Genomic DNA, 26,061 nt, shown 5'->3' with positions numbered 1-26,061 from the left:
TGGGTGAGCTTTTGGGTCTTGCTTCAAGTACTTGTGAATTTGATTTTGTTGGCGGGCGTTGTGGGTATGTGGGTGCGCTTGAACCGACCTCCTAAAGACGATCCAAGACTGAGCAAAGGTTTGCAGTTGCTGCAATCCAAGATCGCCGTTTTGGAAGACCTTTCCGATCGCACGGAAACCCAAGTCAATCAGCTGACCGCGCTGCTGGAGCAAAAAGTAAAAGACATCCAGGCCAAGATTCAGGCCGCTGACAAACAAATCGGCAAGATCGAACAGAACATGCAAAAGAGCATGGAAGTGGCCAAGATCTTCCAGGATCGCATTCCTCACACTGAAATCATTGAACGCCAGAACACAGTTAAATATGTGAAAGCCGCGCGCATGGCCCATCAGGGTTCATCCGTGGATGAAATCGCCCGTGAAGTGGATCTGTCCCGCGGTGAAATTGAATTCATCGCCAAAGTGAATCGCGATCAGTTGATGTTCTGCGAAGACAGCCTGCCAGAATGGGCCAACGAAGAGATGGAGGAATCCACTCAATCCGACTTGAGCGACGTGGATAACATCAGCTTTATGACCCCGCTGCAAAGAGAAATCCCTATCGAAATCAGCACCGCTTTCGAAGTCCCCAAAGCCGATCAGGAAGCACTGAAAAAACTGGGTGATGCCTTTAAAGCCGCCTGCAATGAAGTGAAGGCTGAAGAAGAAGCTGCTCAGCAGACGGCGAACAACGTATCTGCCTTGTTCAACGTGACCCAGAATATCGCGCAAACTTTCTTGAGCGAAAAGCCGACTCCGGCGGCGCCGACCGCGGCTCCGGTGGAAAAGAAAAGACCGGTCCTGCATATCGGTGAGCCAGAGATCCGTCCGGTTCAGTTCCGCCGCATTGATCTGGCGAAGGACTTGGACTAAATGGCATCCGGGGCCTTTCTTAAATCTTTGGAGAAAGGCCAGATCCTGCGCGCCCAGGTGGAAGAGGTCACATCCCCCACCGAAGTTCTGTGTAACTTTCAAGGGGAGCTGCTTCTTATCTTTAATCACACGGGCAGCAGTTTTAAAAAGAACGACCCTATTTCCTTGCAGGTCCTCAGTATCAATCCCCTGAGATTTCAGGTGTTTTCGCCCTCCAGCCCCAAGTTTCAGCGGGTTGTGTAATTAGGTAAATCCACCCTTTCAGACAAAAACCCCACAAAAGTGTCAACCAATACGCTGGAGTATCCAGTCTGTGTGTAATAAACCTCCGCCCATACAAACGGAGGCTTTATGAACAAAGCATTACTATTGGTTTCTTCCCTTTTCCTGATGGCTGCTTGTGCGCCACAGAATTCCCCGAATCTGACCGTAGCTGATAACACAGCTATCGTAGGTGGTGACAAGGTTGAAGCTGCCAGCAACATCGGTCGCAGCACCGTGGGCATCTATGAATCCAAAATCGGTTACATCTGCTCTGGAACTTTGATTGCAAAAAATCTGGTTCTGACAGCGGCTCACTGTGTGGATCCAAACGCGAAAGATCTGGCGATCTACTTTACTTCTGAAATGAAGAAAGCCAGCAAAGAACAAATCCGCCGCGTGACCGGTCAGGTTGTGCATGACGGTTACACGGGTGCGGTTCAAACCAAAGACACCAACGACATCGCGGTTCTGCGTTTTGAAGGCGAAGCTCCAGCGGGTTACACGGTGGCGCCAATCTTGTTTGAACAAGGTCACCTGAATAATGACGTTAAGACCATCGTTGCCGGTTATGGCTTGAACTGGACAATCGTGATGAGCAAAGGTGCGGGCACTCTGCGCACAACAAAGCTTTCCATCGACGATATCAACTTCTCCAGAACCGAAGTGATGCTGGGTCAGTCCTTGCGCAAAGGCATCTGCAGTGGTGACTCCGGTGGCCCGGCTTACCTTGAAATCAACGGCCGTCTGCATGTGTGGGGCGTGGCAAGTCGTGGAGACTCTTTGCCAGGTCTATTGACTCCCAAGTGTATGCTGTTCTCAGTATTCACTCGCGTGGATGCTCACCAGACATTCATTCAAGATGCGATCGTAGAGTTGTCTAAGTTTTAATCGCTGAGACTCATTTTGATGCCGGAACGCCCGTGGAACAGTGCTGGAAACGCATTGGTTGAACGGGACCCCGGCAAAACCGGGAACGGGAACTGCACCATAGGGATCTGTAAATTAAAACCCTTATGGAGAGAAGACTATGAAGTTCGCGAAATCCCTTTTGGTTCTGACAGTGTTGGCAGGTGCAGTCACGGCTCAGGCGCAGATTGAATCCGCCCTGGAGGTTCCGGTTTCTGCCGACAAGATGGAAATGACCACCTCTAAACTGAACGGTGGATCTTTCCTTCGCTTTAACACCGGCGGTGGTCAGAGCTTCAGTCTGAAGTGCCATCAGGGTTTTGGGGACACGAAGCTGATGGTGTTTTTGAAGGGTTCGATGATGTCGACCCAGCTTTCCAGTCCGGTTGAAAACATGGAAACTTGTGTTCAGCATCTTTCTGGAATTCAAGAGCAGGTGAATGCGGGCGCCGGTAAAGTGCGCATTGAAATTCGCCATGATCACACTCTGGGTGTGGCGGCGATTCGCTAATTCAATTTCACATTCAGAAAAAGAAACAGGCCCCTTCCGGGGCCTTTCTTATTTGGAGCTCTCTTTGATGAAGAGAGTCAGATAGTGGCGAACCATGTATTCCAGCTTTGCCGGCTGGTTCTGGTATGTCCAGATGACTTCGCCGAAGGCACCCCATTTGGCTTCGATGATGTGTTCGTCCATCACGTTGGTCGCCGTTTGAGTCGCTTCCGCGCCCGGAGTCGGGATGTAGTTGGTTCCGATAAAGTTAAAACGAATGCTGATCTGGCCCGGAGCTTTCAAAGAGAAGATCATCTTAAAGCCGTTACGGAAAAGCATGAAGTCGGCGTGGGTTTTGGCGATGCCGTAGATTTTGATACGGCCCAGAGCCGAAGGTTTCAGTTCGTTGAAGGATGTGGATGCATCCACGAACTCAGTTTTCATAGCCAGCAGGAACTGAATCGTCTCGTTGATCAGAATCTTTTCAGCATCAAAGCCGAAACTCATGTCCACAAGACCGGACTCTTCCATCTGTTGTTCAGCCTTCACAAGTTCTTTAATCCAGCTGATTTTTTCCATGAATCCCCCCAAAATGACAGCGCAGCATCCTCGCCGCTAGTTGTCGATATTCTCAATAATTTCGAGGGGCTGTGTCTTTGTCAAGATGGAGCGGTTTGGCTCACCGCAATAACAGGGTCTAGAACCCCGTTATTTGCAATGCCGTCGCCAGAACGCCCTCGGGTCCCTTCGGCGCTTGGAAGGCGACATAGTAACCAAGGACCACATTCACCGGGATCACGTAACCCAAAGTGGTTTCCAGTTTGGCTTCGACTCCGGCGCTGTAATAGGGCTTGTTCATGCTGGTAACTTCATAAACCAGATCCACGTCGTTCACGAAGCGGCCCTCGGCAGCAGCGGCATCACCCACCACGGCGGCAGATAGGCGGCGCAAGAACAGGGCATCCGTGCCCGAGCCGCGATATAGATCCTTCAGCGGCAGGCGGTACTCGGCATTGACGGTCACCAGATTTCGGCCAAACAACTGCCCGCGTTTGTAGCCACGCAAAATATACTGAGGCAGGGGGCTGTTGGGGATAAAGACCATGGATTCGGTGGAAACCCCGTAAATCGGCGACACCTTTTCCGGAGTGTACACGCCGTTCAGTCTTAGCATGATCGCATGGTGTTTCGGCAAGAAGCGGGAAAGATAGATTTCACCACCCGCTAAGAACTGCGAATGGTTCAGGTAACCTTCCTGCGCGATATAGTTGTAAGCTCCCAAGTAAGCTCCGCCCCCGGATTCAGGCGAAATCTGCGCGCCGGACTGGGAATAGTTCGCATAGCTCAAATACGCATAAGGCCCCGTGCGCTTCACTTCAGTCGTCAGGGTGGTTCTTTCCAGATATTGCCAGCCCACTTGCAGGTTTGAATAGATCGAGGCCCAGTGCGTGTCAGGAAGGACGGACAGTTGTGCGCCAAAGTCCTCAATTTCGTTCGACACCGTTCCCAGATAATAACTGCGCTTATAACTTAAAACCGCAAACGGCCATGGGGTTGTCTGGTTGATGTAACTTCCAAGGATGCTGCCTTTGTTGATGCCGGTATCCCAGGACGCGGCAATTTCATACATATGTTTTTTCAGTGGATCAAAGCCCGAGGTCTGCGCTTCGATCACCAGACCGGTTTCGCTGGAAGACCCCGAGATAAACGGCATCCAATACCGCGGCAGCAGATAACCATACGGAGAATAGTCATCAAGCTCGGAAGCTTTCACGGCATTCCTGGCTTCTTCTTCAGCCTGGGGATTGCGTTCGGCTTTAGCGTAACGATCGCCCATCAAAGAACTGACCTGAGGCAGAGTGTTCGGTGTTTTTTGCCATTCATCGGGCTTGATCGCCGAAACACGCAAACCTTGGGAGGTCATCTCGGTGGCGAAGATTTCTTTATTCAAAGGATCCATGTCTGCGGTGAACAGAGCCGTCAGCGTGTGAGAAATCGGGCGGACGTTTTTAAATTCCACGTCTGACAAATAAAGATTCGGCACGCCGTTTTTGGCCGAAGCAAAGATCACGCCTTCCGTCGTTTTTCGCGCAAAGCGGGCGTTGGGATAGTCCGTCAGCACGGCTTCGGAAGTTTTGGAGGAGATGGAATAGCGGTGCAGATTTTCGCGGCCGTCTTCGGTGCGCAGGGAAAACACGATCGTGTCTTCATCAAGGAATGTCGGATAGGACACCCGCTGTTGCATAGGGGGCGAGAAAAGCAGTTCTGCCGGGGGATTGTTTTCTGTTGCCAGATGAATCAGCCCCAGGTGAGTGCGATTGCCATCGAGTTTAACGAACACCACCTGGTTGCCGGACGGGGACACGGCAGGTTCACGTCCACGAAGTCCCTTGGTCAGGGCCTTGGCTTTTCTTTCGCCAAGCTCATACACGAACAGGTCGGAATATCTTTGAATGCGATTGGTGTAGTCGATCTTGTCGTAAATCAGGCGTTTGGAATCCGGGAACCAGCTAATGCGCTGAATGCTTCCGGTTGGTGGGCCGTCTTTTTGGGTGGCCGGGATAAAGCTTTCATTGAAGCGTTCGATGGTGTCGGTCATGCGCGAATCCAGGAAGCTTTGACCGTCTTTTTCTTTGGTCAGGATTTTCACCGCGCGGGAGTTGCCGTCATCTTCGGTGATCAGGGCCAGATGTTTTCCGTCAGGTGAAATCGCCGGTGCACTGACCGATTGGAAGTTGTTTTGTGGGGTGATCGTGGCAGTCGGAGAAATTTCGCGCAGGGTTTTTAGCTGCTCCAGGGCGCGCAGTTCGGTTTCTTTCATCATGCTGTCGTATTCAGAGCTGTAGCTGGCCCCCAAATAGTCCCGAGCCGGGGTTTCAATAAAGTACGGAACCCGGCCGCCCTGGCGTTCATGCAGTTCGCCGACAACTTTGGTGCCTTTGTCTGCGATCATCTGACTCCACATTAAAGAGCCAAAAAGATAAGGTCTTGCTCCTTGAGGCCAGGTGTAGATGTTTTCATTGGCTTCGGCGATATCAAAATCACGCAGGGTTTTGGCGTCGACCATCGCCCGAACGGTGGCGTCCTGATAGTGCGAGCGCAAGCGGCCGTGATCGGACAGGCGGGTTTCCATTTCGACGGCCACGCCCTCTTTCCACCACTGGGGCATCAGAATGTTCGGCGCGATGATGGTTCCAAAAACCGCGCGCAGAGGTTTCATGATCCCGTTGGCGGGTTCGAACGTCAGGATGTGGGTGTATTCGTGGGCCAAAAGCTCAAACGCCCAGTCGCCTGTATCAGAAAGACTTTCTTCGGGGCCGGGGAGCACGGGGTAGGCCATGATGTGTGGATATGGGATTCTTGTGGCGTATCCATTTGTGACATCGGTTTTGTCGTTGATAATGACGATTGTTTTGTCAGGTCGGGAATGAAAGTAAGAGCGAAGTTCTGAATAGGCTTTCTCTAATTTTTCCGCATACAGATAGCCTAGGTCCTGCTGCTCGGCATTAAAAATGACTTCGAAGTGGGCGGTCTTGAGAGTTTTCCATTTTAGCTGCGGAGGCACTTCAAGCTGTGCCTTGGCTTGGGACACTGAAAGTAAAATTGTCAGAAATAGAGACGCCAAGCTGTAAACTGCGGAGTATTTTTGCATAAATCTTTGCTCGTGGTCCGGCTGTACAGCAACGCAACATCAATTTAGGAAATCTAAGGTTTGACAATGAGCTGCTATAAATTAAAGTTTTTAGTGTTATAAGTTATAATAACGACTCAAAGTTCATAGGAGGACATCATGGTTCGTAAATTGGCTCTAGGTCTTGTTGCCATCGCATTCGTAGCAGGTTGTAAAGGAAAACAAACTCAGTCTGATCAGTCTATTGAGACTTTGCCTACTGGCGGTCAGTCTACAGCGATTGACTCCACTCCGCTGAATTTTGATCCAATGGGTTCTGATTCCGGCAAGATTTCTGGTTTGGTAACTGTTCACTTCGGTTATGACAAATCCAGCCTGGATGCTTCTTCCAAAAAAGATATCGCGACTAACGTCGAGTGGATGAAGGCAAATCCTTCTGTTCGCGTACAAATCGAAGGTCACTGTGATAATCGTGGTACTATCGAGTACAACGTGGCTTTGGGTGAAAGACGTGCCAACGCGGTTAAAGCTTACATGGTATCTTTGGGTATCGCGGCTGACCGTTTGAGCACTATCAGCTACGGTAAAGAAAAACCACTTGAGACTGGCGATACTGAAGCTGCATGGGCGAAAAACCGCCGTGCGAACTTCGTACCTGCTCAGTAAGATCACCTAAGAAAGGCGCAGAGTGAACATACAGAGACTTTTCATCGGAGTTTTACTTTTCACGGTGATCGTCAGCTGTCAGACTGCGCCTGTTCCCCTGGATGACTATTCCTTAGCTCGAGCCGCACTGGATGCGGCTCGTTCTGTTCAAGCGGCCCGCCATTCTCCCGGATACTGGCATCAGGCGGAAGAAGCCTATCGTAAAGGCCGCATCTATTTCGAAGACCGTGATTACGGCAAAGCCAAAGAACAATTCATCCGTGCCCGTATGGCAGCTGAAAAAGCTGAGAACTCGGCCCGTCTGATTCGTCAAAAAACTGGAGATGTCTTATGAAGTTGATCATTCTTGTTGTCGCCGCCGCGACTTTGCTGACGGGCTGTTTGAAAACCCGCACCGATGTTCGTGAAAATGAACAGCGCCAGGTGATGCAGCAACAGGTTGTGACTTTGCAAAAGACCAATGCGGATGCGTCCGGCCGTGTGGCCGACCTTGAAGAGCAAATGCGTGAGCTGAACGGCCGCGTGGATGTGGTTGAAAACAAGCTGGGTTCCAGCCACTCAGGTGTGGAAAACGCCCTGAGAAACTCTCAGCAGCAGAACCAGGATCTGAGCGGCAAAGTGGCTATAATGCAAGAAGCCCTCACAACCATGGAAAAACAAATCTATGCGCTGAACGCGGAAGTAAATGCCCTGCGCGCTGAAAAAGCCGCGGCTCAGGCCGAAAAATCCGCAAAACAGGCTAAAAGGGACGCTTTTGAAGCGGCTCAGGACTTTTTTGCCAAGAAAGACTGGAAACAGTCCATCCTGAACTATCAAAAGTACCGTGATGAAAACCCGAAAGGTCCTAAGTTTGCCGATGCGACCTATAAAATCGGGGTGTCCTTCCAGGAATTGGGCATGAAAGACGAGGCAAAAACCTTCTATGACGAGGTGGTCAGCAAGTTTCCGAAGTCAGAAGAGGCTCGTCGTGCTAAGATCCGTTTGAAGGGTTTAAAAAAGTAATACTGTGATTGAAAGAGTTCTCGCCATTGAAACCAGCTGTGATGACACCTCCGTCGCGATCGTTGATCGTACCGGTTGGGTTCACTCTGTGGTGGCGGCCTCTCAGGATCTGGATCACGAAATCTATGGTGGCATCGTTCCTGAAATAGCCGCCCGCAACCATTCCATCGCCCTCATTCCACTGATCGAAGAAGCCTTCAAGAAAGCCAACATGAATTGGTCTGACGTGCAGGGAATTGCCGTCACCAATCGTCCGGGTTTGATCGGCGCTTTGATCGTGGGGCTGGTGACAGCGAAATCCCTGTCGCAGGCAAAACATCTGCCGTTTTTGGGTGTGAATCACCTTGAAGGGCATCTGCTGGCGCCTTTCTTGCGCGATGATAAATATGCTCCACCGGAAGATTTCGGATACCCGTATGTGGGTTTGGCGATCAGCGGTGGGCACACAAGTTTGTATCAAATTAAAGGACTGGGCGATTATCGTATCTTGGGTGCTACCAAGGATGATGCGGCCGGGGAGTGTTTCGATAAATTTGCAAAGATGGCAGGCCTGGGATTCCCGGGTGGCGTGCGCGTCGATCAAATGGCCAAGACGGGAAATCCGCAGGCGTTCGAATTCCCCCGCAGCATGATCCATGATGACACTTTCGACATGAGCTTCTCGGGACTAAAATCTTCCGGCCAGCGCATGATTGAACAACTGGGACCAGAACTTGTGCAGGAGCGTCTGCCGGATCTGTGCGCCTCGTTCCAGGAAGCCATCGTGGATGTCCTGATCGCGAAACTGGATCGGGCGGCGAAAGTCTTCCGCTCCAAACGTGTGATTCTGACTGGCGGGGTCAGTGCGAATTCACGTCTTCGTCAGCGGGCTCAGGAATGGGCCGATAAAAAAGGTTATACTTTGGTGATTCCACCTCTGCGTTACTGCACTGATAACGCCGCGATGATTGGTTACGTCGGCGCTTTGCGTATGGCTCGCGGTGAAGTGTCGGCTTTGGATCTGGGACCGTCCCCTCAAGCTCTTGCATCGGATTTTAAATGAGTTATTCACGCGAACGTCTGCAGCGCGCGCAAGAGGCCATGGGCATTGCCGCGAAAAAATCATTGGGCCAGAACTTTCTGGTCAGCGACACGGTCATCAATCGCATCATCGATCAGGTGAAGGCCTTTGCGCCGGAAGAACTGGTTGAAGTGGGCCCCGGCCCAGGTGCTTTGACGGATCTGTTGTTAGAGCTGAATCTGCCCATGCAGGTGATTGAGCTGGATTCTGCCATCGCGGCTTACTGGCGCGAAAAAGGCCTGACGGTGATCGAAAAAGACGCCCTTCGCTTGGACTGGAAGCAGTTCTATACCGGCAAGCGCGTGGTCTTTGTCAGCAACCTGCCTTATCAGATTTCTTCCAGTATCGTGATTGAGCGTTCATTGGAAGAAGACGGTGTGGCAGCCATGGTGCTGATGTTCCAAAAGGAAGTCGCCCAGAAGATTCGCGGAACCGTGGATAGCGACCTGTACGGTCTTTTAAGTGTCTTTGCACAGGCTTTCTGGAAGATTGAAACCGTGACCGATGCGGGGCCAAGGGATTTCCAGCCGCCTCCCAAGGTGGCCAGCCGGGTGCTGTCCTTTGAGCGTATTGAGTCTGACGTTAAAAACCGCAAGGCTTTCCTGACATTTGTGAAGTGTGCCTTCGCGCAAAGACGTAAGCTTTTGAAGAAAAATTTGTCTGGTCTTTTAAGTCAAAAGAAGCTAACTGAAGAGCAACTGGTCGGCTGGTTGGCCGAGCTGGGCTTTAAAGAAACGGCCCGCGCGGAGGAGCTTTCTCCGAAGCAGTTTGTGGCCCTGTATAAGCATTTTGGATTTGAGTAAATGAGCGAAAACATCCTGATTGTTCATGAGAACAAAAAAGCACGCTTTGACTACACGATCGTGGAAACCTACGAGGCGGGTCTGCAGCTTATGGGCAGCGAGGTGAAATCCCTGCGCAACAAGGATGTTCAGTTGAAGGATTCCTACATCTCTTTCAAAGGGGATGAAGCGTATCTGCAAAACGCGCACATCGCGGAATACAAGGCTTCCAGTTATAACAATCACGTTCCTGAAAGACATCGCAAACTTCTGATGCACAGAAGTGAGCTTGATGAAATTTTCGAGGCTTTGCGTGAAAAGGGTTATTCTTGTGTGCCGCTGAAGATCTACTTCAAAAACGGCCGCGCCAAATTGCAGATCGCTTTGGTGAAGGGTAAAAAGACCCACGACAAGCGTGAGGCGATCAAGAAACGCGACGTTTCTGATCAAATTCGTTCATCTCTACGACGTTCGAGATAGTGTCCGGAATGTCCGAAATCCAATAAATCGGACTGTAAAAAACTCAAAAAATGGATTTATCGCCGTCATTCCCTGTTTAAATGGATTTGAGGCCTGATTTTCTTAGCACCGTCTCTGCATTAGTACCGATGCAAAGGAGACTGTTTATGAAAAACCATTGTCTGAAAATTGTATTCGTAGCTTGTGCACTTCCTGTTTTCGCTAAGGCAGACGTAGTTGCGAGTCCCGAGGTGTATAGTGCGATTGAAAGCCTCTCGAAGTACGTTCAGCAAAAGGACGACTCTTTCAATGCTGGTGTTATGTATAGAAAGATCTTGGAGAACACTGAAGAAAAGGGTGTCGTCGAAGGCTTGGCTATTCCAATTGGGAAGTTCTATTTGATGGAAAAAGACCCCGCTGCCCGTCGGAATTTGAAGGCTGTTTTGTCGGGAATCAATATTGAGGTGGAAGAGGAGTCTGCTACTCAGGATCAATCAGATAGGCACCATCGCAATAATCAACATTTGGTAGTCGATAGAGACAAGTGCGTCTCTACCTGTATTGATGACGTTTTAGATGGGGCACAAAAAGGTGCCGTAATTGGTGGTGCAATTGGGGCAGGTGGAGGACCTCATGTTGGAGCTGCCGGAGCCGCAGGAGGTGCCGTAATTGGCGGTGCCTTGGGTGGCGTGCAGTGTTCAACTAAGCCTGAATGCAAGGATGATGGATCAAATAAACGCATTTCCACGTTCGCTCCAGACCGCGCGCGCATCTACTTTACTGTAGAGGGCAACATGCAAAAGAAGATGAAGATTGTAGTGAACAATGGTCATCGAATTCCAGGAGGATTCTAGTATGAATTCCAATGTTCGAGCTTGGTTGCTCCAAAACGTTCAGGTTCCGATTTGGGTTGTACTAGTTGGTGTGTTAATGGGAGTGGTTCTGCCTTCGTATGCCAGCAGGTATGGGCATTCGTTGATCTTCCTTGTAATCACTTGCCAGTTTTTGCGCACGGAAGGTGTCAGTCCATCACTTGCTAAAGTGAATTGGGCGCTGCGATTGATTCTGGGTGGCCTATGGGTATTCGGACTTGCCTGGAGTCTTTACATCGGAAAGTAAATTGAAAAAGCCCTCTTCGGAGGGCTTTTTTTATGAAACGCGACGTTTCTGATCAAATTCGTTCATCTCTACGACGTTCTCGTTAAGGATAAATTCCTCTTTGATGCCCAGGCGGGCACGTTTTTCAGACAAAAGGTGTTTCCACGCGGCATAGGCCTCGCGGTTTTGTGGGTCAATGCTGAGCTTTTCCAAAAGCTTCAGTTCCGTCTCTGTGTTGGCTTTCAAAGCGCGATAGAAATAGTCATAAGTCATCGACAGATCACGGAAGTCGTCTTCTTCCGGCAGGTGATAGTCCGGGATATGCCACTGACCCAGCATCAACTGGTGCATGTGCTTTTCCATTGCCACCAGCGGGGACAGCAGATTTTTCGTCATGCGGATCACCAGGAACAAAGTCACTCCGGTCAGGAACACAAAGCTTGCCGCCAGGAACACTTGCAGCCAGGTGATCTCACGCTCCAGATGCTGAACCAGCGTGGGGTGCGTGTCGTAAGCAAGACTTTTGAACAGTTCATAGTTCTGATTGATGAAGTAATAAGCCGGAAGCAGGAACAAAATAGCGCCGCCCGCAACGGCCGTGATCATGTACCAGCAATACTTGTACTGGAAGGCTTTATTCAATATGAAGCGGCGGGGACCCTGTCCCTGAGGCACGCGTTGAGGTTCGATCACTCTTCTTCCATACAACATATGTCCCACTTATCGGCGGGTTGTGTTTTGTGTAGAGTCCAATTATTCTCAAAAAGAAGCAAAATCACGGAGGACAGCATGAGTTTATCACCGGCTTTCGCAACTGCGGGGTCCAAGCTGCAAGATACATTAAGACCAAAGTCTTTGATCAAGGTTCTATTCTTTACTTTGGTCGTCCTGCTGTCTGCGATCGAATCCCGCGCTCAGAACGAAGGTCCTGAATCAACCACTTTGGTGGATGAAAATTACTCTTTGAAGGCCGACCGTGAGGCGTTTGAAGAACTTCGCAAGAACATCCCGGCCAACGTAAAAAAGGACAACGATGAAAAGGCCTTCATGGATGGGCTGGTCTCTGATTTATCCCGCACACCGTCTGAAGTTCGCGGCAAGTTCAGCTCGATCGTGAACAAGAAGCGCGATCTGTTTAATAAAGACATGACCAAGGCGCGTGAACAGTTCGGCAAGATCCAGAAAAAAGAGCGTGATGAATTCACGAAAGAGCTGGCCGACAAGCGCAAGGCTTTTGCAAAAACCAAGTCCACCTCTGACGAGCGCAAAGAGTTCTATGACGAACACGAATCCAAGCGCAAGGACTTCTACGAAAACCAAAAAGAGAAGCGCGACCAGTTCGAAGCCGACATGCGCGACAAACGTAAAAACTTCGACGACTACATCCGCTCAAAGACGGACGAGTTCAATCAGCTTCATCGCGACTATACCAAGCGCTTTGATGAAAACAAAAAAGCCCTGGCAGATCAGAAAAAACAAGCCGAGCTAAAAAAGAAACAACAGCAGCAGGATCTGGAAAAAGAATACGAAGCGATCCGCAAGCAGGATCCGACGATCCTCGGACCTGCCGGCGAATAACGCGCCGTAGGTGTAAAAAGTCACCAGGCACCTTTTAGCGGCGGAAGACTTCTTTGTGGATTTCTAGGGTGATGGCGAAGAGTTTGTTTTCCAGGATTGTTGGCAGGGGGGTGAACTCAATGCCGAAGGTTTGGATGACCTTGTTGCCGTCGTCGACTTTGATGTGGCGGACTTCGCCTTGAACTTCGATCGGGCTTCTTTTGCCGATCAGGAGGTGACCTGTGACTTTGTCGCCGGTTTTCATCAAAGGGGCATCCAAGCGGTACACCACACGACAGCCCTGGCTGCTGAGATCCGCCAACTGGCCTGTGATCTTCTGGGGTTTATCATTCACCAGAATAATATTATAGAAAGCCTGGTATCCATCCGGGATGCGCACGCGATAGTTTTGGCGGCGTTGCAGGTGATACAGTTCCTGAGGGACGGGGATCAGCACTTTGCCGTTGATGACCTGGGCCTTGCTTTGGAAGTAGTACTTTTCACCACCCAAAAAGAAATGCCCCAGGTATTCTTCCTGATCCTTCATTTGGGTTGGCGATTCAAACGTGCACTCTAAAGCCTGGTGTTTGGAATTGAACAGCACCACACGCAACTTACAGATAGAATCGTCCGTGCCCTTGCACAGGAATTCGCCGCGAGCTTTGGCCATATCATCCCAAAGTTTCGCTCTTTCATCAGCGCGCGCTATGAGCTTGAAGGTGCTTTGATCCATACCGTGACCTCGTGCTTGTTGTGGTGCAAGTGCTGTATACGTACATTATCGAGCGCCAGAAACTTTTTCAAAGTTTCATAGTCGGTCTTACCTTGGAATTTTATCGTGCAAACGAAGTTTGAGCAAAGTCCTGAAGCTTGCCAATTTTGAACCAACTCGAGCAATTTCTCGGGATAACAGATGATGTCCGAGAAGAACCAATCAATGGCCCCAATGTCCTCGGGCTTCACGTTAAAGGCATTGGTCTTCATGAACTTCACGCCGGGCAAGGCGGCGATATGTGGTTCCAGCGGGGCGCGGTCGATACTGACGACCTCACAACCCACGGTCTGCAGCACCCAAGTCCATCCGCCGGGGCAGCTGCCAAAGTCCACAACCCTTTGCCCTTTGTCGGGACGAATGCCATAGACAGTGAATAGCTCCCACAGTTTCAGGTAGGCCCGTGACGGAGGATTCTTTTTATCTTCATTGAACTGAATGTCCCCCAATGGAAACGGGGAGTTCGTCGTCGGCGATGCCAGCAGCGTGTTTTTATCCAGCAGCATCCAGGCACCCAGATTGTTTTCCGGAAGCGGATCCAGAAAGTTGATCACCCGTGGGCGCAGTTTCGGCAGTTGGTCCTGAATCAACTGGGCACGGCGGTGATTTTCAATGGTGTAGGGGGCCCACAGTTTACCGCGGGACTTTAAGGCCTTGGCAGCCTGGGTGATGGATTCAAAAGGAATGATTTCGGCATCAAGCCAAATATTTTGGGCCCATACAGGATTCTGCAGGGGCCCATCAGTGAGTACCAGATTTCCGTGAACTGATTTTACGTATTTAAGTTCTTCCAGAAGATCAGGCAGAAATTTTTCCGGGGCAAGATATGCGATCATGCCGCCTTAGTTGCCACAGCCGGAGTCAGAAGTCCACGGTTATCCCATACAACCATGCAGTCAGCCCAGAACTTCTCTTTTAGTTTCATATCCGCAGGGCCCATTTTTACTTTTGGGAAATCCTGTTTTTCAAAGTGTTCAGTGAACTGGGATTCGTTGCACGCGCGAACCACTTTCATCATCAGATTAAAGTGCGCTTCAGTGAACGGTTTGTTGTCCACGAGCATTTTTCTGAGACCGCCCTCTGGAGTATGTAGAAGGAAATTAAAGAGGTTCGGTACATCATATTTTTGACTCATATTGAGACTCCCTTTTTGTTGTTTACCTACCCCTTTATTATCGGTGGACCGTTGGCAGTTCTTAAACCCAAAGTACGGTCCAAGGTCCAGAGGGTTTCTGTTTATTAATTTTTCAGTTTTCCCGGACTTTACCAAGATCCTGAAAACTGGACCTTAAAATGGTCCAGAACGCCTTTAGTCGCGCGACCTATCTCCGATCTAGGAGGTATGAAAACACAAAAAAGCACAACCAACATCCTGATGGGCCTTATCGTTACGACAACTCTTTCCTCCACGACCTTCGCCATGGCGAAGAAGCCGGTGAACTCCGGCGGTGGCAGCAGCAGCTCCGGATCCACTGGTTCTACGAAACCTCCGACAACAACTCCGCCAACCACGACTCCACCAACAACAACCCCTCCGGTGCGTGAACCTGCGGCGGTGACAGACTCTATCACTCCGGAAGGTTTCAACGTCTTTACAGAAGTGGCTTACCCGGTCGGCGGTGTGGTGGATGCCAAATACAGCACTTACCGCGAGCTTTTGCCGGTTCGTAACGCCCAGGAAGCTCATGCCACAGATAAATGTGACACGAACCTGGATTCCAACGACCGTTTTGCAGATCGTATCGCTTACGCAGTTGAACTGAAAATGCAGCCAAGCAAAGCGCAACTGGGCTATGTGGCTTCTTACTTCAATCTGAATAAAGACGTGAACACGTATCTGCCAAACAGTTTGATTTCACATCCACTGTGTAACGTGACGTCCTCGACTTTGAACACGACCTTTGCGGGTAAAAATATTCCAAGTGCGGCAACGATCAAAAAAATCAATGACTTCACAAATCTGATGAATGGTTATCGCCGTGAGGCTTTGTCCGGCAACCGCGAAGGTTACGTGAAAGCCTCTAAATTGTGGTCCAAGTTCATGATGTGTCTGTCTTACATGGAGTCTTTGACGACGGCAGATACGGCGAAAGCGCAAAGAGTGGCGGATAAATATGCTCCATCCGGTTATCGCCGTCCAGCGGGTGTGAACTTCTATGAAGATCCAAACCAGCCTGCGGAATCCCGTCTGAACATCGGTCTGTTCCAGTTCACTCCGGACGCTGGTGGTAATATCCAGGCTTGTATCCGTGAATGGAATCAACTGTATCCAAAGTGCGGCATCAAAACGAATGCATCCCAGTCTGAATTGATCCGTGTGCTGGGAAGCTCTTTGCAGACCTTCAACGCCTTCTGTGCGGCAGCGAAAGTCACTGGCAGCTTCGCAGTTCAGGTGAATGCGACAAGCTCCAAGAACACGCACCCGTACAACGTGAACTCCAACGGTTCCTTGAAAGCTCCGGCAGAGCGTTGTGTAAGCCCGCACATGTCCGTGGGCAGATCTTACAACCACTTCGGTCCATTCCAGAATACATCGGGCTTTACTCTGGACAACATCATCAGTTGTACTATGGCAGGCGAATAGTTATTGGAAATTAGAGATTGGAAATTGGAAATTTGAAAAAGAAAAAGCCCGCTTTGTAAGCGGGCTTTTTTTTATTTATTCGGCAGCGGGTTTTTGTCCGATTTCTTTCATTTGTTTGAGCCTTTCATTTGTTTGAGCAGTCTTTCAAAGTAACCGTTGATCTGATCTTTTTCCTGGGATGGGAACTCACTCCAGAATCTATTGATGCGGGTTTGGTACTCTGGAAGGATCTCGCCGGTTTGTTTTTTTCCTTTTTCAGTCAGCTTGATCACGTACGAGCGGCCGTCTTTTTCGTGCGTGGTTCTTTGCACGATCTCGGCTTTTTCAAGACTGTTGATCAGCCCCGAGATTGTGGCTTGGGTCACACCCACCATATGGGCCAATTCAGAAGGCATCAGGCCGTCCACATATTTGTTCAGCAAAATCATCAGCGTGAAACGACCTGAGGACAAATTGTACTGAGTGAAAAATTTGTCCAGATTGATTTCAAACTCCGTGGTGATTTTGCGCAAAAGAATATGCGAGTACCACGCCTCTGGGTTCACCTGGGGATAAAGAACACCAGCCTCTTCTTGAATGGCTTCACGGGAGGGAATTTCAGTTAGAAACAGCTTTGCCATAGGATCTCCTAGAACTGTCAGCAAGCATATTAAAGCTTCCTTATCATTTTAATTAGGGGGCTAAGATGAGGCAAGTAAAAGGACGCAGAAAAACAAAAAGGTCTCTCGCCTTTTTAGGTGAGATCGTTCTCATTCGAGATGAGCGAAAGCAAAAAAAAGGAAGAAGTGTTGAAGCACTTCTTCCTGCAAATGAATTGATAATCGCGTGGAGCAATTATTCCAGAGTGTAAACGATCACTTTTACGAAGTCTTTATCGCTCAGAGATCTTTCAAGGCACGCGCGGGAAGTTTCGAAAGTGGACGGAGATTTTGTGCCAGAGAAAGTGATCAGCACAACACCATTCATCGCTTCACCCACAACCTGACAGCGGTCATCCATCAGTTTCAGAACGCGGCCCTTCGTCACCGGAAGCTCACCATCAGTTGTGAACTTGATAGCGCAAGAGAAGAAGCTTTGAGGTTTGTCTGTCGCACCAGATACGTTCTTCAAGCACGTGTTGTAAAGGTTGGAGATTTCTCTTTCAACCGCGATGATGTTTCCGACTTTACGGTCAGAAGCTTGCGCAGAGAAAGCCACTAGCAAAGAAGCGATAGCAAAAAACAGTTTCATAAATCCTCCGGTTATTTTAGGAACGTAAACAGCCTTTCACCTTTTTCTTCCGGCTTAAAGCCTTTAGGCAGCGTGTCGGGGAATCTAGTGTTTCAATTTCCTAGTCGATCCTTGATTTTGTCGATTCCAGCTTGAGCGCACTGGTCGTCCAAAGGACCGCCTGGAGCACCACCCACGCCAATAGCACCAATGACGATACTGCCAGCTCGAATGGGAAGGCCCCCGCCGAGCAATAGGAATCCGTCAATGGCGCCAAGATTCTGAGCGGCAGGATTGCTTTGAGATGTTGCAAGCATTGCGGAGGTTCCGTTCTTGGCTGAAGCGGAGGTGTAGGCTTTGCGGCGACTGGCATCGACGGTATGAGGGCCCGCGCCATCGGCGCGAAACATCGCTTTAACGTCGCCTGCCTTATCGACGACGGTAGCGGCCACTTGATAGCCCTTGGTTGCGCAGTTGGCGACAGCTTCTTTGGCGGCCTCTTCAGCCAAAGCCAGAGTGATGTTGGATTCTATTTTGAATCCGGCGGAAGGGGATGCGGCTTGCGCGATGGGGCTGGCCATCAAAGCCACGGTCAGAGCGGCGATGCGTTTGTTCATAAGGTCTCCTAAGGGTGAGGAGAAAATCTTAGAACTTTTAAAAGGCCCTCTGCAAAGAAAGCCCTCGTGTATTTAAACAGAATCAGGAATGGTCACGATCAGGGCGCGGTCCTTCAGAACCACCATCGTGTGTTCGAACTGAGCGGTGCGATGTTCTTTGCCGGCCACCAGTGTCCAGTTGTCGGGTTCTTCATCGACGAATCTTGCGCCGGTGGAAACAAAAGGCTCGATGGTGATGACATGGCCGTCTTTCAGTTTGCGTTTGTCGGTTTTGTCGTAATAACCCGCGATGAATTTTGGTTCTTCGTGCAGGCCGCGGCCCACACCATGACTGCCCAGGTTTTCAATAACGGTGTAACCGTGGGACTTGGCGACTTTTTCGATATTGTAGCCGATCACATTGATCAGCTCTCCGGCTTTCACGGCCTTGATCGCTGTGTCGAGCGCCAGACGGGTGACTTTCAAAAGCTCTTCGTCCGTTTTCTTTGCCGGAGGCACGATGAAGGATCCGCCGTTATCCGCAAAGTAGCCGCCGAATTCCGCCGACACGTCGATGTTGATCAGGTCACCGGCTTTGATGATCTTCTTGTCAGAGGGCACGCCGTGGGCGACTTCGTGATTCAGGCTGATGCAGTTGTAGCCGGGGAAGTTGTACGTTGCCATGGGGCCGGACTTGGCGCCATGAAGCTCCAGATACTGGCCACCGAGGTTGTCCAGCTCTTTGGTGCTCATGCCGGGTTCCATTTTACGAGCCATGTACTGCAGGCAGTTGGCGACGATTTTCCCGATTTTTTTTAGACCTTCCAGGTCGGCTTCTGTCTTTACGATCATGGATTTGGTTTATACACTAAGGTTTATGGAAAAAGCCAATGATCCCGTTCGCATCCTTAAGAAATCAACGGCGCGGAAACTTTTACCTGCTGTCGGCACCCATGATAATAAAGCCACTAGGGGCCGCAGTCTTTTGCTGGCGGGCAGTTCCCAGTACCCAGGGGCCGGGATATTGGCGGCCCGCGGGGCTTTGCGCATGGGCAGTGGCTATGTGATGCTGGCCCCGCAAGGGATGGCGGTTTCATCGTTGGGAAATCCGGATTTTTTGGTTTTGGATCTTAAGAAAAACAAATGGCAGGATCAAAAGTTTGATGCGCTCTTGTGCGGACCGGGATTTGGAGTCACTCCGTTCACAGCGGAGGTGATTCGTGAACTGAAAGCCCGCAAGATCGAACGGGTGGTGCTCGATGCCGATGCGCTGACGGTCTGTGCGGAACAGGATCTGTTTCCGTTACCCCCAACCTGGATCGTCACACCTCACACCGGAGAGCTTGCGCGCTGCCTGGGGGTGGAGGCCGAAGAAATCGCCGCCAACCGCTATGGATTTGTTCGCATTGCTCAGGAGATGATGGGTTGTGTGGTTTTGCTGAAAGGCCCGCAGACTTTGGTGGCCGGCCCCAACCGGGTTTTTGGAATTTCCACCGGAAACGCCGCTTTGGCGAAATCCGGAACCGGGGATGTGCTGGCGGGGATTATAACGGCTTTGAGGGCACAAAAGGTGCCTGCTTTAAGGGCAGCCCTGCTGGGGGCCTACGTTCACGGAGCCACGGCGAATCTGTGGAAGTCCCGAAAGCGCGATCTTTTAAGCATGACGGCGTCCGACGTGGTCGAATCTCTGCCCCAGGTGCTCTATAAATTACGTGAGGGATTTTAGAAAAAACTACCCGCCCCGTTCCATAACAAAAGCATGACTTTCCTTTTCCCTCTTGGGCAGGTACAACCTGCCGAAACTTTGGGGGATTTAATGACTAAAGGGCTTTTGTTCGCGGCAGTGCTGGGTCTTTCGTTGGCAGCCAACGCTCAGACTTCTTCTACCACTCTTTCCACTCCATCTGTGGAATCCGGAACTCAGAAAACAACCACTTCCGTGGGTGATGTTCTGAAAAACAAAAAATTCGAAGACGACAAAGACATCACTGATTCCAAGTTGAAAGCGGAATCCGGTTCCTTGTCCCGTTACTCTTTGAAATTCTCTCTTTCTTACTTTGGTCCTCCTGTGGGCGACCTTGACAGCAAACTTCAGCCGAATCCGGATGGTTCCATCGGTGTGAATCAGGTTTCCCTGAGCGGCTCCATCAGCGGTCGTTACCGTTTGGATTCCAAAGCGGCGATCAGCGCGGGGACGGGCATCAACGTTCTGACTCCCTTCCAGGGGGCAGAGCGCACGGATGTGAAAACTCCATTCATCAGCTATGATCGCAATGCGCGTTTGGGTGATGTTCAGGTTCGCAACTCTTACGGTGCCTCCCTGACGACGGTTCCGAACTTCCGCGATGTGGGTCAGTACTCTTCTCTTTCTTACGATAACTCTCTGGTTTACAACATCGGGGCTTCCGGTTTTGCGGTGGGCCTGGACACAGGCTTGAGCGTCTTCCTGTATGAGCGCGGTTATGAACCAAAAGACGGTAAAGCATCCCGTTACCACCTGGGTTTCTATCCACAGGTGAAATACAACTTCTCTGACAAGTTGAACGTTTACACGTCCCTGGCGATGAACTTCTGGAATCCACGTTACCGTGATGGCGAGATGGATTTGCTGAACAAAACCCTGAGCGGCCGCGTGGGCATGGGCTATGCGTTCTCTCGTGATATCTACTTCGCGCCTTATCTGAACTATTACCCTAAAGATGCTCGTACCGAGTCCACGACTCTGAGCTTCTCCACGATCTTCTCGATCCTGTAGTTTCAGACCGCATTATAAAAATAAAAAAACCAGGGCGCCTTATTCGCTCTGGTTTTTTTATTTAATCACCAATCTTAAATCTGCTGGAGTAGTTAAGGTGGACCCGTCTCTGTCAGGAGAGCCAATTCACGAATCTCCCGGTTCCAGATATATTCCTTACGTACTGCATGCATTTTAGCCATTCAAGGCTCCTTTCGCAGAACCTAACCTGAGGTTCATAAAACTTATCGGCCAGACCTTTGGATAGTTGAGCGACTTTTTTTAAATTCTGGAAAAAAATGAACGTCGTCCAAGCGTGAGACGTAAAGCTCGCTGCGAACAGCGATAAAAAAGGGGTGTCGTTCTTTTTGACGATCAGTGGTGAGACAATTTGATGGTTATTTGTTCGCCGCTGCCAGAACTTCAAGCAGATTCAGGGTCATCATGTACGACAAACCCCACAAAGGCGGCTCACGATCCAGATACACGGCCGGAAGCTCCAGAGAGATGTTGTCCCTTTGCAGGCGATAGGTCGTCACTCTGTGGGGATTTTGAATTTCTTTAAGTCGAATCCAGAAAAAATCCGCCACTTCATTTGGATCCAGCACAATATTGAAATCGCGCTCGATGAAAAACACGAACGGGCGGATGTAAAAATCCAGCATGGTTCCGGCTTTGCGGGCCTGAATATCATTCAGACGTCCCAGCAGTTCCGGATTTGTCAGCTCAATGCCGATTTCTTCCCGCGTCTCACGAAGGGCAGCGTCCAGATCGGTTTTGTCGGTCTCTTCGCGTTTACCGCCGGGGAAAGCCAGTTGTCCTGACCAGCGGTCGGATTCGCTGAAGGCGCGCTGGATATATCCCAGCTCCAGATTGTCCCAGGAATCTCCGCGCAGGATCAGGGCCACGCAGGCATGACGATCCAGCTGCGTGGAAAGGTCCACGGGCATGGTCACATTGATGGCGGAATAAAGAGATTCTTTGAGGGAGCTCATGACTCCCTCAAAGATAACCGGAAATACGAACTAGCGGCAAGATCTGCGCGAGACGGTTTCGTTCTTTTCGTTGCAGGAGGTGATGCGGCAGTTGCTGTAGCGGTAGTGGCAGCGGTCAATGGCCTCGCGTTCAGCAGCGTACTGAGTGTTGCCACGGCTTTCGATTGTCATGCGGTAACCACGATAGTCGACACCTTCCGCCGTACAGGCATAGTATTTGGCAGAACAGGTTTCGATACAGTTGCCGTGCTTTTTCAAGCACTCGCGGCAATCACGGTGGCCGCTCCAGTGCTCCTCCCAACCGTCGTCGCTGGCAGAACAACTGACTTGCGGGCGGCCATAACCAGGACGGTCTCCAGGACGGTCGGGTTTCACCCAGTCAAAGATATTGGCGGCAAACACGTTCATCGAGAACAAACAGATCATTGCAAAAGTCATTAGTGGTTTCATTTTCCCTCCGTTGTTGGATCACGCAGGAAAATATTTCAAAGACAGTGCCAGCCCGATCAGGGTCAATGTGACACTTAAATCAGATAGAAGAGAATGCAGAAGTACTGACACGCACTTCCACCAAGTACAAACAGATGCCAAATGCCATGGAAGTGTTTGACCTTTTCATCATACAAAAAGAATCCGATGCCGCCGGTGTACAGCAGTCCCCCCAGTGTCAGCCAGAAAATGCCGGAAGTGGGGAGCGCGGCCGTCAAAGGTTTCAGGGCGACAACAACCAGCCATCCCATCAGCACATAGATAATCATCGACGGGATGCGCGTGCGGTGTGACAGCGTCAGTTCATAGATGATTCCCAAAAGCGCCAGCGTCCAGTTGATACCGAACAGCCACCAGCCCCAGGGACCACGCAAAGTGATCAGGGTGAAGGGTGTGTAGGTTCCGGCAATCAAAAGATAGATGGCGATGTGATCGAGCTTTTGAAAGATCTGTTTCGAGCGGCCTTGAAAACTGTGATACAGCGTCGAGATGGTGTAGAGCAGAACCAGCATGCCGCCATAAACACTGGTCGCGACAATTTTCCAAAAGTCACCGGTCACGGTCGCCAGCGTGATCAGCACAGAAGATCCTGCCACCGACAAGGCGGCACCGATCAGGTGAGTGATGCTGTTAAAGCGTTCGCCGTGATAGATAACCACCTCCCGTTTTTTTAAGCATAACATGGACGCCGAAAAAACGAGAGGTCAAGATTTGATGAAAGCCGAACGAGAAAGTTAGCAATTCTCTGGTTACACTTTACGACGGTACATTATCGCCCAGGAAATGAAGCAGATCAGCGCGCCGAAATAGTAAGGTGCCCCCGGGAGGTAGAGAGTTGCCGGATTTCCTGAAGAAAAATGTGCGAACAGTTTGGTTGTAACCAGCGGGGTGATGATCGCGGCCAGGCTGGACAGACTGACCAGGGAGCCCTGCAATTCACCCTGTTCCTGAGGAGGTGTTTTGTGACTGATCAAGGACTGCAGTGCCGGAGGTGAAGTCCAGAACACCGCTGACAAAATCAGAATCGCATACATCATCCAGCCTTCTGTGGCCATGCCATAGAAAATGAATGAAACCGCATAACCAAAGGCCCCGATCACCACAGTGCGATGTTCGCCAAACTTCGGAATCACCAGCCTTGTCAGCCAACCTTGGGCCACAGCAGAAAGCAGTCCGACCACAGCCAACGACAGGCCGACCTGCGCTGTTGTCCACCCGTAACGTGTTTCAGTGTACAGCGTCCAGATGGATGGGTGAGTCTGACCCGCCAACTGGAAGAAAAAATAAACCAGCAACAGAGCCAGCAGGTGTTTGGAACGCAAAACCCCCAACAGCGAATACAGCGGATTGGTTCGGCGCAAATCGATTTTGCGTCGCAGGTTCTTTGGCAGCGATTCCGGCAGAATGAACAAACCAAATAAAAAATTCAGCAGGTTCAGACCTGCTGCCACCAAGAACGGGTACTCAGGTCCCAGGTGTCCCAGCAGTCCCCCGATCGCCGGCCCGATAATAAAGCCCAGGCCGAAGGCAGCGCCCACCATGCCAAAGTTCGCCGAACGGTTTTCATCATTGCTGACGTCAGCAATATAGGCCATCGCCACGGTGATGTTGGCACCAGTCAGGCCCGCGATGATTCGCCCGGCAAAAAGGATCTCAAGCGTTGGCGCATAAGCCATCAGGATGTAGTCAAAGCCCGCGACCAGCAGTGAAATCAAAAGGACGGAGCGTCGACCGAAACGGTCCGACAGGGCCCCTAAAAGCGGGGACGCTAAAAACTGCATCAGCGCATAAATGGAAATGAAATAGCCGAAGTACTCCGTGACCGAAGTTTCGCTGGAAACAAAACGGCGCATGATGTCCGGAAGGGACGGGATCACCAAACCCAGTCCGATCATGTCCAAAGTCACGGTGATAAAAATAAACCAGATGCCTGCAGTTTTCTTTGTCATAGGCCCCAGACTAAAAGATCGTTCCATGGTTGTCACAGGAATCTTGCCCGGATCAAGACAGCTTGATACCTTCGTTAACATGATTTTACATGAGCAGCTTCTGCAGATTCTTGCGTTCCTGGGTTTTTCTGTCGTTCTTGTTTCCCTGTTTCAAAAGCTGGGCCTGGGAACCATTCTGGGTTACCTGGCGGCCGGGATATTGATTGGTCCCCTGGGTTGGGGTTTGATTTCCGACTTTCAGTTCGTGCAAACCATCGCTGAATTCGGCGTGGTCTTCCTGCTCTTTATCATCGGCCTTGAGCTACAGCCCAAAAAACTGTGGGGTTTAAGAAAAACCCTGCTGGGCTTCGGTGGGTTGCAGATTCTGTTCTGTACCGTGGTGTTCACTTTCGCCGGGCACCAGTTGGGCATCTCTTGGGCCAGCGCGGCTGTTGTGGGTTTTGCTCTGTCATTGTCTTCGACGGCGTTTGCGTTGCAAAGCTTGTCTGAAAGAAAGGTTCTGAACACCGAATTTGGCCGGGCTTCTTTTGCGATCCTGTTGATGCAGGACGTGGTGGCCATTCCGGCATTGGCGGTGATCCCAAGTTTGGGGCTGGTGACGGCCTCCACCCGCGAGGTGAACTGGGGCGGGGCCCTGGCGATCTTTATCGGCCTGGCGTTGGGAAGTCGCATTCTGATGGGAAGATTTTTGCAAGTGGTGGCGGAAACCCGCAGCCGCGAACTTTTCACCGGGGTGACGTTGCTGACGGTGATCGGTGTGGCCTTCCTGATGGAAAGCGTGGGACTGTCGATGGCATTGGGGGCATTCCTGGCCGGCGTCCTGCTTTCAGAATCTGAATACCGCCATGAATTGGAGGCCGACCTTGAACCGTTCAAGGGTTTGCTGATGGGTCTGTTCTTTGTATCTGTGGGCATGTCGGTCAAGCTGTCTTTGCTGATTGAAAATCCCGGTCTGATCCTGGGGATCACTGTGGGTTACATGGTTCTGAAAGGCTTCCTGATTTATGGTGTGGGACGTGTGATGAACCTGCACCGTCCGGCCTCCAACAATCTGGCCGTGTATCTGGTGCAAGGCGGGGAGTTCGCGTTTGTGATCTTCGGGGTGGGGCAAAGTGCGCAGGTGCTTTCACCAGAATGGACCCAGCGATTCACTCTGGTGGTGACTCTTTCCATGATCGCAAGTCCGATTATCATCGTGCTGAATGAAAAGATCCAGGCCATGATTGCCTGCAAAAGCCCGGCGGGCGGTGGTCCTCAATATGACAAGATTGATGAGGGTGACAGTGGCAATGCCGTGATTATCGCCGGCTTCGGTCGTGTCGGTCAGATCTTTGGCCGTGTCTTGCGGACCCAGGATGTCAAATTCACCGCGATTGAACATGATACAGAACAAATCGACATGCTTCGCCGTTTTGGCAATAAGGTCTATTATGGTGATGCCTCCCGTCCCGAGATTCTGGAGGCTGCGGGGATCAAAAATGCCAAGTTCTTCGTGCTGGCGGTGGATGATGTTGAGACCTCCAACAAAATTGCCCAGGTTTTGCGGGATGATTATCCGCATGTGAAAGTCTTTGCCCGGTCCCGCAACCGTCAGCACACGTTTGACCTGATGGAAGCCGGAGTCGCTTATGTTCGCCGTGAAACGATTGATTCCAGCATTGCGCTTTCTGAGCAGTTGCTGGTTGCAATGGGCACTCCTGCCAAGCGCGCCCATGAAATCATTGAGCGCTTCCGCCTGCATGATGAACTGATGCTGCAAGAGCAATTCAAAGTTCGCCACGATCAGAAGACTTTCATCGACGTCTCCCGCCAGGCCGCTCAGCAGTTGGCCCAGGTCCTTAAAGAGGATGCTGAAAAGACGTATATTGATCCTCAGCACCCGCCAGAGGCTTCTAATTAATTATTA

30 protein-coding genes are annotated in these 26,061 nt (G+C 50.7%); 16 read left to right on the top strand and 14 right to left on the bottom strand.

All coding sequences use genetic code 11. The annotated features are described in order from the left end of the window. The first annotated feature begins 3 nt into the window (after positions 1-3). From B9G79_RS15295 to B9G79_RS15280, 4 genes are all read left to right on the top strand, one after another. Positions 4-912, top strand: a complete 909-nt coding sequence (locus B9G79_RS15295) for a DUF2802 domain-containing protein (RefSeq protein ID WP_232468766.1) — start codon at positions 4-6, stop codon at positions 910-912. Next, positions 913-1,155 carry a hypothetical protein gene (locus tag B9G79_RS15290; RefSeq protein WP_088566262.1) on the top strand — a complete coding sequence of 81 codons (243 nt, stop codon included), beginning with the start codon at positions 913-915 and terminating at the stop codon, positions 1,153-1,155. A 108-nt stretch (positions 1,156-1,263) separates the two neighbouring features. Then, entirely contained in the window at positions 1,264-2,064 is an 801-nt protein-coding gene (locus B9G79_RS15285) for a S1 family peptidase (RefSeq protein WP_088566261.1), read from the top strand. A gap of 139 nt (positions 2,065-2,203) precedes the next feature. Then, the gene (locus B9G79_RS15280) at positions 2,204-2,593 is read left to right on the top strand and encodes a hypothetical protein (RefSeq protein ID WP_088566260.1); all 390 of its coding nucleotides are present in this window, start codon (positions 2,204-2,206) and stop codon (positions 2,591-2,593) included. A gap of 48 nt (positions 2,594-2,641) precedes the next feature. Here B9G79_RS15280 and B9G79_RS15275 read toward each other — a convergent pair whose 3' ends face one another. Then, complete coding sequence (locus B9G79_RS15275) at positions 2,642-3,151, bottom strand: hypothetical protein (protein WP_088566259.1); 510 nt, start codon at positions 3,149-3,151, stop codon at positions 2,642-2,644. A gap of 118 nt (positions 3,152-3,269) precedes the next feature. Next, positions 3,270-6,224: a TolB family protein gene (locus B9G79_RS15270; protein WP_088566258.1), complete on the bottom strand. Its 2,955-nt coding sequence runs from the start codon at positions 6,222-6,224 to the stop codon at positions 3,270-3,272. A 138-nt stretch (positions 6,225-6,362) separates the two neighbouring features. Between B9G79_RS15270 and pal the strand changes: the two genes are divergently transcribed. From pal to B9G79_RS15235, 7 genes are all read left to right on the top strand, one after another. After that, entirely contained in the window at positions 6,363-6,869 is a 507-nt protein-coding gene (gene pal / locus B9G79_RS15265; RefSeq protein WP_088566257.1) for a peptidoglycan-associated lipoprotein Pal, read from the top strand. Positions 6,870-6,891: 22 nt separating this feature from the next. Then, on the top strand, positions 6,892-7,203 hold the full coding sequence (locus tag B9G79_RS15260; protein WP_088566256.1) for a DUF4398 domain-containing protein: 312 nt from the start codon (positions 6,892-6,894) through the stop codon (positions 7,201-7,203). Further along, positions 7,200-7,871, top strand: coding sequence for a tetratricopeptide repeat protein (locus B9G79_RS15255; protein ID WP_088566255.1), 672 nt, complete (start codon positions 7,200-7,202; stop codon positions 7,869-7,871). Before B9G79_RS15260 ends, B9G79_RS15255 begins: the two co-directional genes overlap by 4 nt. 4 nt (positions 7,872-7,875) lie before the next feature. Then, positions 7,876-8,913 (top strand): tRNA (adenosine(37)-N6)-threonylcarbamoyltransferase complex transferase subunit TsaD, encoded by a 1,038-nt coding sequence (gene tsaD / locus B9G79_RS15250; RefSeq protein WP_088566254.1) that lies wholly within the window; start codon positions 7,876-7,878, stop codon positions 8,911-8,913. Then, complete coding sequence (gene rsmA, locus B9G79_RS15245) at positions 8,910-9,734, top strand: 16S rRNA (adenine(1518)-N(6)/adenine(1519)-N(6))-dimethyltransferase RsmA (RefSeq protein ID WP_088566253.1); 825 nt, start codon at positions 8,910-8,912, stop codon at positions 9,732-9,734. The genes tsaD and rsmA overlap by 4 nt, the downstream gene beginning before the upstream one ends. Next, positions 9,735-10,193, top strand: coding sequence for an SsrA-binding protein SmpB (gene smpB, locus B9G79_RS15240; protein ID WP_088566252.1), 459 nt, complete (start codon positions 9,735-9,737; stop codon positions 10,191-10,193). A gap of 146 nt (positions 10,194-10,339) precedes the next feature. After that, complete coding sequence (locus B9G79_RS15235) at positions 10,340-11,026, top strand: hypothetical protein (RefSeq protein ID WP_088566251.1); 687 nt, start codon at positions 10,340-10,342, stop codon at positions 11,024-11,026. Between the two features lie 295 nt (positions 11,027-11,321). On the opposite strand, the gene B9G79_RS15225 is transcribed toward B9G79_RS15235, so the two are convergent. Beyond that, complete coding sequence (locus tag B9G79_RS15225) at positions 11,322-11,963, bottom strand: hypothetical protein (protein ID WP_088566249.1); 642 nt, start codon at positions 11,961-11,963, stop codon at positions 11,322-11,324. 96 nt (positions 11,964-12,059) lie between these two features. On the opposite strand from B9G79_RS15225, the gene B9G79_RS15220 reads away from it, so the two are divergent. Next, positions 12,060-12,848, top strand: coding sequence for a hypothetical protein (locus B9G79_RS15220; RefSeq protein ID WP_232468764.1), 789 nt, complete (start codon positions 12,060-12,062; stop codon positions 12,846-12,848). Between the two features lie 34 nt (positions 12,849-12,882). Here B9G79_RS15220 and B9G79_RS15215 read toward each other — a convergent pair whose 3' ends face one another. The 3 genes from B9G79_RS15215 to B9G79_RS15205 are packed head-to-tail and all read right to left on the bottom strand — an operon-like array spanning position 12,883 to position 14,734. Continuing rightward, complete coding sequence (locus B9G79_RS15215; protein WP_088566248.1) at positions 12,883-13,560, bottom strand: flagellar brake protein; 678 nt, start codon at positions 13,558-13,560, stop codon at positions 12,883-12,885. Further along, on the bottom strand, positions 13,533-14,435 hold the full coding sequence (locus B9G79_RS15210; protein ID WP_088566247.1) for an SAM-dependent methyltransferase: 903 nt from the start codon (positions 14,433-14,435) through the stop codon (positions 13,533-13,535). Before B9G79_RS15210 ends, B9G79_RS15215 begins: the two co-directional genes overlap by 28 nt. Beyond that, on the bottom strand, positions 14,432-14,734 hold the full coding sequence (locus B9G79_RS15205) for a hypothetical protein (protein ID WP_157678796.1): 303 nt from the start codon (positions 14,732-14,734) through the stop codon (positions 14,432-14,434). The genes B9G79_RS15210 and B9G79_RS15205 overlap by 4 nt, the downstream gene beginning before the upstream one ends. Before the next feature lie 207 nt (positions 14,735-14,941). On the opposite strand from B9G79_RS15205, the gene B9G79_RS15200 reads away from it, so the two are divergent. Next, the gene (locus B9G79_RS15200) at positions 14,942-16,183 is read left to right on the top strand and encodes a hypothetical protein (protein WP_088566245.1); all 1,242 of its coding nucleotides are present in this window, start codon (positions 14,942-14,944) and stop codon (positions 16,181-16,183) included. 107 nt (positions 16,184-16,290) lie between these two features. Here B9G79_RS15200 and B9G79_RS15195 read toward each other — a convergent pair whose 3' ends face one another. The 4 genes from B9G79_RS15195 to map form a co-directional block, all read right to left on the bottom strand. Continuing rightward, positions 16,291-16,803, bottom strand: coding sequence for a MarR family winged helix-turn-helix transcriptional regulator (locus tag B9G79_RS15195; protein ID WP_232468762.1), 513 nt, complete (start codon positions 16,801-16,803; stop codon positions 16,291-16,293). A 214-nt stretch (positions 16,804-17,017) separates the two neighbouring features. Then, positions 17,018-17,413: a hypothetical protein gene (locus B9G79_RS15190; protein ID WP_015089801.1), complete on the bottom strand. Its 396-nt coding sequence runs from the start codon at positions 17,411-17,413 to the stop codon at positions 17,018-17,020. 92 nt (positions 17,414-17,505) lie between these two features. Next, positions 17,506-18,009, bottom strand: coding sequence for a GlcG/HbpS family heme-binding protein (locus B9G79_RS15185; RefSeq protein WP_088566244.1), 504 nt, complete (start codon positions 18,007-18,009; stop codon positions 17,506-17,508). 72 nt (positions 18,010-18,081) lie between these two features. Beyond that, positions 18,082-18,840 (bottom strand): type I methionyl aminopeptidase, encoded by a 759-nt coding sequence (map, locus tag B9G79_RS15180; protein WP_088566243.1) that lies wholly within the window; start codon positions 18,838-18,840, stop codon positions 18,082-18,084. A gap of 25 nt (positions 18,841-18,865) precedes the next feature. Here map and B9G79_RS15175 point away from each other — a divergent pair, with 25 nt between their 5' ends. Continuing rightward, positions 18,866-19,714, top strand: coding sequence for an NAD(P)H-hydrate dehydratase (locus B9G79_RS15175; RefSeq protein ID WP_088566242.1), 849 nt, complete (start codon positions 18,866-18,868; stop codon positions 19,712-19,714). Between the two features lie 90 nt (positions 19,715-19,804). Further along, complete coding sequence (locus B9G79_RS15170) at positions 19,805-20,743, top strand: hypothetical protein (RefSeq protein ID WP_232468760.1); 939 nt, start codon at positions 19,805-19,807, stop codon at positions 20,741-20,743. Between the two features lie 377 nt (positions 20,744-21,120). Here the strand turns inward: B9G79_RS15170 and B9G79_RS15165 are convergent, their stop codons facing one another. The 4 genes from B9G79_RS15165 to B9G79_RS15150 form a co-directional block, all read right to left on the bottom strand. After that, positions 21,121-21,717, bottom strand: a complete 597-nt coding sequence (locus tag B9G79_RS15165) for an NUDIX hydrolase (RefSeq protein ID WP_088566240.1) — start codon at positions 21,715-21,717, stop codon at positions 21,121-21,123. A 30-nt stretch (positions 21,718-21,747) separates the two neighbouring features. After that, positions 21,748-22,167, bottom strand: a complete 420-nt coding sequence (locus B9G79_RS15160; RefSeq protein ID WP_088566239.1) for a hypothetical protein — start codon at positions 22,165-22,167, stop codon at positions 21,748-21,750. Positions 22,168-22,241: 74 nt separating this feature from the next. Beyond that, positions 22,242-22,859, bottom strand: a complete 618-nt coding sequence (gene trhA / locus B9G79_RS15155; protein WP_416480765.1) for a PAQR family membrane homeostasis protein TrhA — start codon at positions 22,857-22,859, stop codon at positions 22,242-22,244. A gap of 96 nt (positions 22,860-22,955) precedes the next feature. Continuing rightward, a complete protein-coding gene (locus B9G79_RS15150; protein ID WP_088566237.1) occupies positions 22,956-24,155 on the bottom strand; it encodes a TCR/Tet family MFS transporter in 1,200 nt (399 codons plus the stop codon). Positions 24,156-24,180: 25 nt separating this feature from the next. Here B9G79_RS15150 and B9G79_RS15145 point away from each other — a divergent pair, with 25 nt between their 5' ends. Next, positions 24,181-26,055: a monovalent cation:proton antiporter-2 (CPA2) family protein gene (locus tag B9G79_RS15145; protein ID WP_232468758.1), complete on the top strand. Its 1,875-nt coding sequence runs from the start codon at positions 24,181-24,183 to the stop codon at positions 26,053-26,055. Positions 26,056-26,061 lie beyond the last annotated feature (6 nt).

This window comes from Bdellovibrio bacteriovorus (assembly GCF_002208115.1).
GTDB classification, from domain to species: Bacteria; Bdellovibrionota; Bdellovibrionia; order Bdellovibrionales; family Bdellovibrionaceae; genus Bdellovibrio; species Bdellovibrio bacteriovorus_C.
The sequence above is the reverse complement of the archived record's forward strand: the minus strand, read 5'-3'. Positions and strand labels throughout refer to the sequence as shown.

Bases quoted from the DNA above. Each gene is read 5' to 3' on its own strand.
- B9G79_RS15285 (WP_088566261.1), top strand. From the start codon at position 1,264: ATGAACAAAGCATTACTATTGGTTTCTTCCCTTTTCCTGATGGCTGCT.
- B9G79_RS15290 (WP_088566262.1), top strand. From the start codon at position 913: ATGGCATCCGGGGCCTTTCTTAAATCTTTGGAGAAAGGCCAGATCCTG.
- B9G79_RS15210 (WP_088566247.1), bottom strand. From the start codon at position 14,435: ATGATCGCATATCTTGCCCCGGAAAAATTTCTGCCTGATCTTCTGGAA.
- B9G79_RS15215 (WP_088566248.1), bottom strand. From the start codon at position 13,560: ATGGATCAAAGCACCTTCAAGCTCATAGCGCGCGCTGATGAAAGAGCG.
- B9G79_RS15270 (WP_088566258.1), bottom strand. From the start codon at position 6,224: ATGCAAAAATACTCCGCAGTTTACAGCTTGGCGTCTCTATTTCTGACA.
- B9G79_RS15275 (WP_088566259.1), bottom strand. From the start codon at position 3,151: ATGGAAAAAATCAGCTGGATTAAAGAACTTGTGAAGGCTGAACAACAG.
- B9G79_RS15280 (WP_088566260.1), top strand. From the start codon at position 2,204: ATGAAGTTCGCGAAATCCCTTTTGGTTCTGACAGTGTTGGCAGGTGCA.
- B9G79_RS15195 (WP_232468762.1), bottom strand. From the start codon at position 16,803: ATGGCAAAGCTGTTTCTAACTGAAATTCCCTCCCGTGAAGCCATTCAA.
- B9G79_RS15165 (WP_088566240.1), bottom strand. From the start codon at position 21,717: ATGAGCTCCCTCAAAGAATCTCTTTATTCCGCCATCAATGTGACCATG.
- B9G79_RS15235 (WP_088566251.1), top strand. From the start codon at position 10,340: ATGAAAAACCATTGTCTGAAAATTGTATTCGTAGCTTGTGCACTTCCT.
- smpB (WP_088566252.1), top strand. From the start codon at position 9,735: ATGAGCGAAAACATCCTGATTGTTCATGAGAACAAAAAAGCACGCTTT.
- B9G79_RS15150 (WP_088566237.1), bottom strand. From the start codon at position 24,155: ATGACAAAGAAAACTGCAGGCATCTGGTTTATTTTTATCACCGTGACT.
- map (WP_088566243.1), bottom strand. From the start codon at position 18,840: ATGATCGTAAAGACAGAAGCCGACCTGGAAGGTCTAAAAAAAATCGGG.
- B9G79_RS15190 (WP_015089801.1), bottom strand. From the start codon at position 17,413: ATGAAACTGTTTTTTGCTATCGCTTCTTTGCTAGTGGCTTTCTCTGCG.
- B9G79_RS15145 (WP_232468758.1), top strand. From the start codon at position 24,181: ATGGTTGTCACAGGAATCTTGCCCGGATCAAGACAGCTTGATACCTTC.
- B9G79_RS15185 (WP_088566244.1), bottom strand. From the start codon at position 18,009: ATGAACAAACGCATCGCCGCTCTGACCGTGGCTTTGATGGCCAGCCCC.
- B9G79_RS15255 (WP_088566255.1), top strand. From the start codon at position 7,200: ATGAAGTTGATCATTCTTGTTGTCGCCGCCGCGACTTTGCTGACGGGC.
- pal (WP_088566257.1), top strand. From the start codon at position 6,363: ATGGTTCGTAAATTGGCTCTAGGTCTTGTTGCCATCGCATTCGTAGCA.
- B9G79_RS15175 (WP_088566242.1), top strand. From the start codon at position 18,866: ATGGAAAAAGCCAATGATCCCGTTCGCATCCTTAAGAAATCAACGGCG.
- rsmA (WP_088566253.1), top strand. From the start codon at position 8,910: ATGAGTTATTCACGCGAACGTCTGCAGCGCGCGCAAGAGGCCATGGGC.
- B9G79_RS15205 (WP_157678796.1), bottom strand. From the start codon at position 14,734: ATGAGTCAAAAATATGATGTACCGAACCTCTTTAATTTCCTTCTACAT.
- B9G79_RS15170 (WP_232468760.1), top strand. From the start codon at position 19,805: ATGACTAAAGGGCTTTTGTTCGCGGCAGTGCTGGGTCTTTCGTTGGCA.
- B9G79_RS15220 (WP_232468764.1), top strand. From the start codon at position 12,060: ATGAGTTTATCACCGGCTTTCGCAACTGCGGGGTCCAAGCTGCAAGAT.
- B9G79_RS15160 (WP_088566239.1), bottom strand. From the start codon at position 22,167: ATGAAACCACTAATGACTTTTGCAATGATCTGTTTGTTCTCGATGAAC.
- B9G79_RS15200 (WP_088566245.1), top strand. From the start codon at position 14,942: ATGAAAACACAAAAAAGCACAACCAACATCCTGATGGGCCTTATCGTT.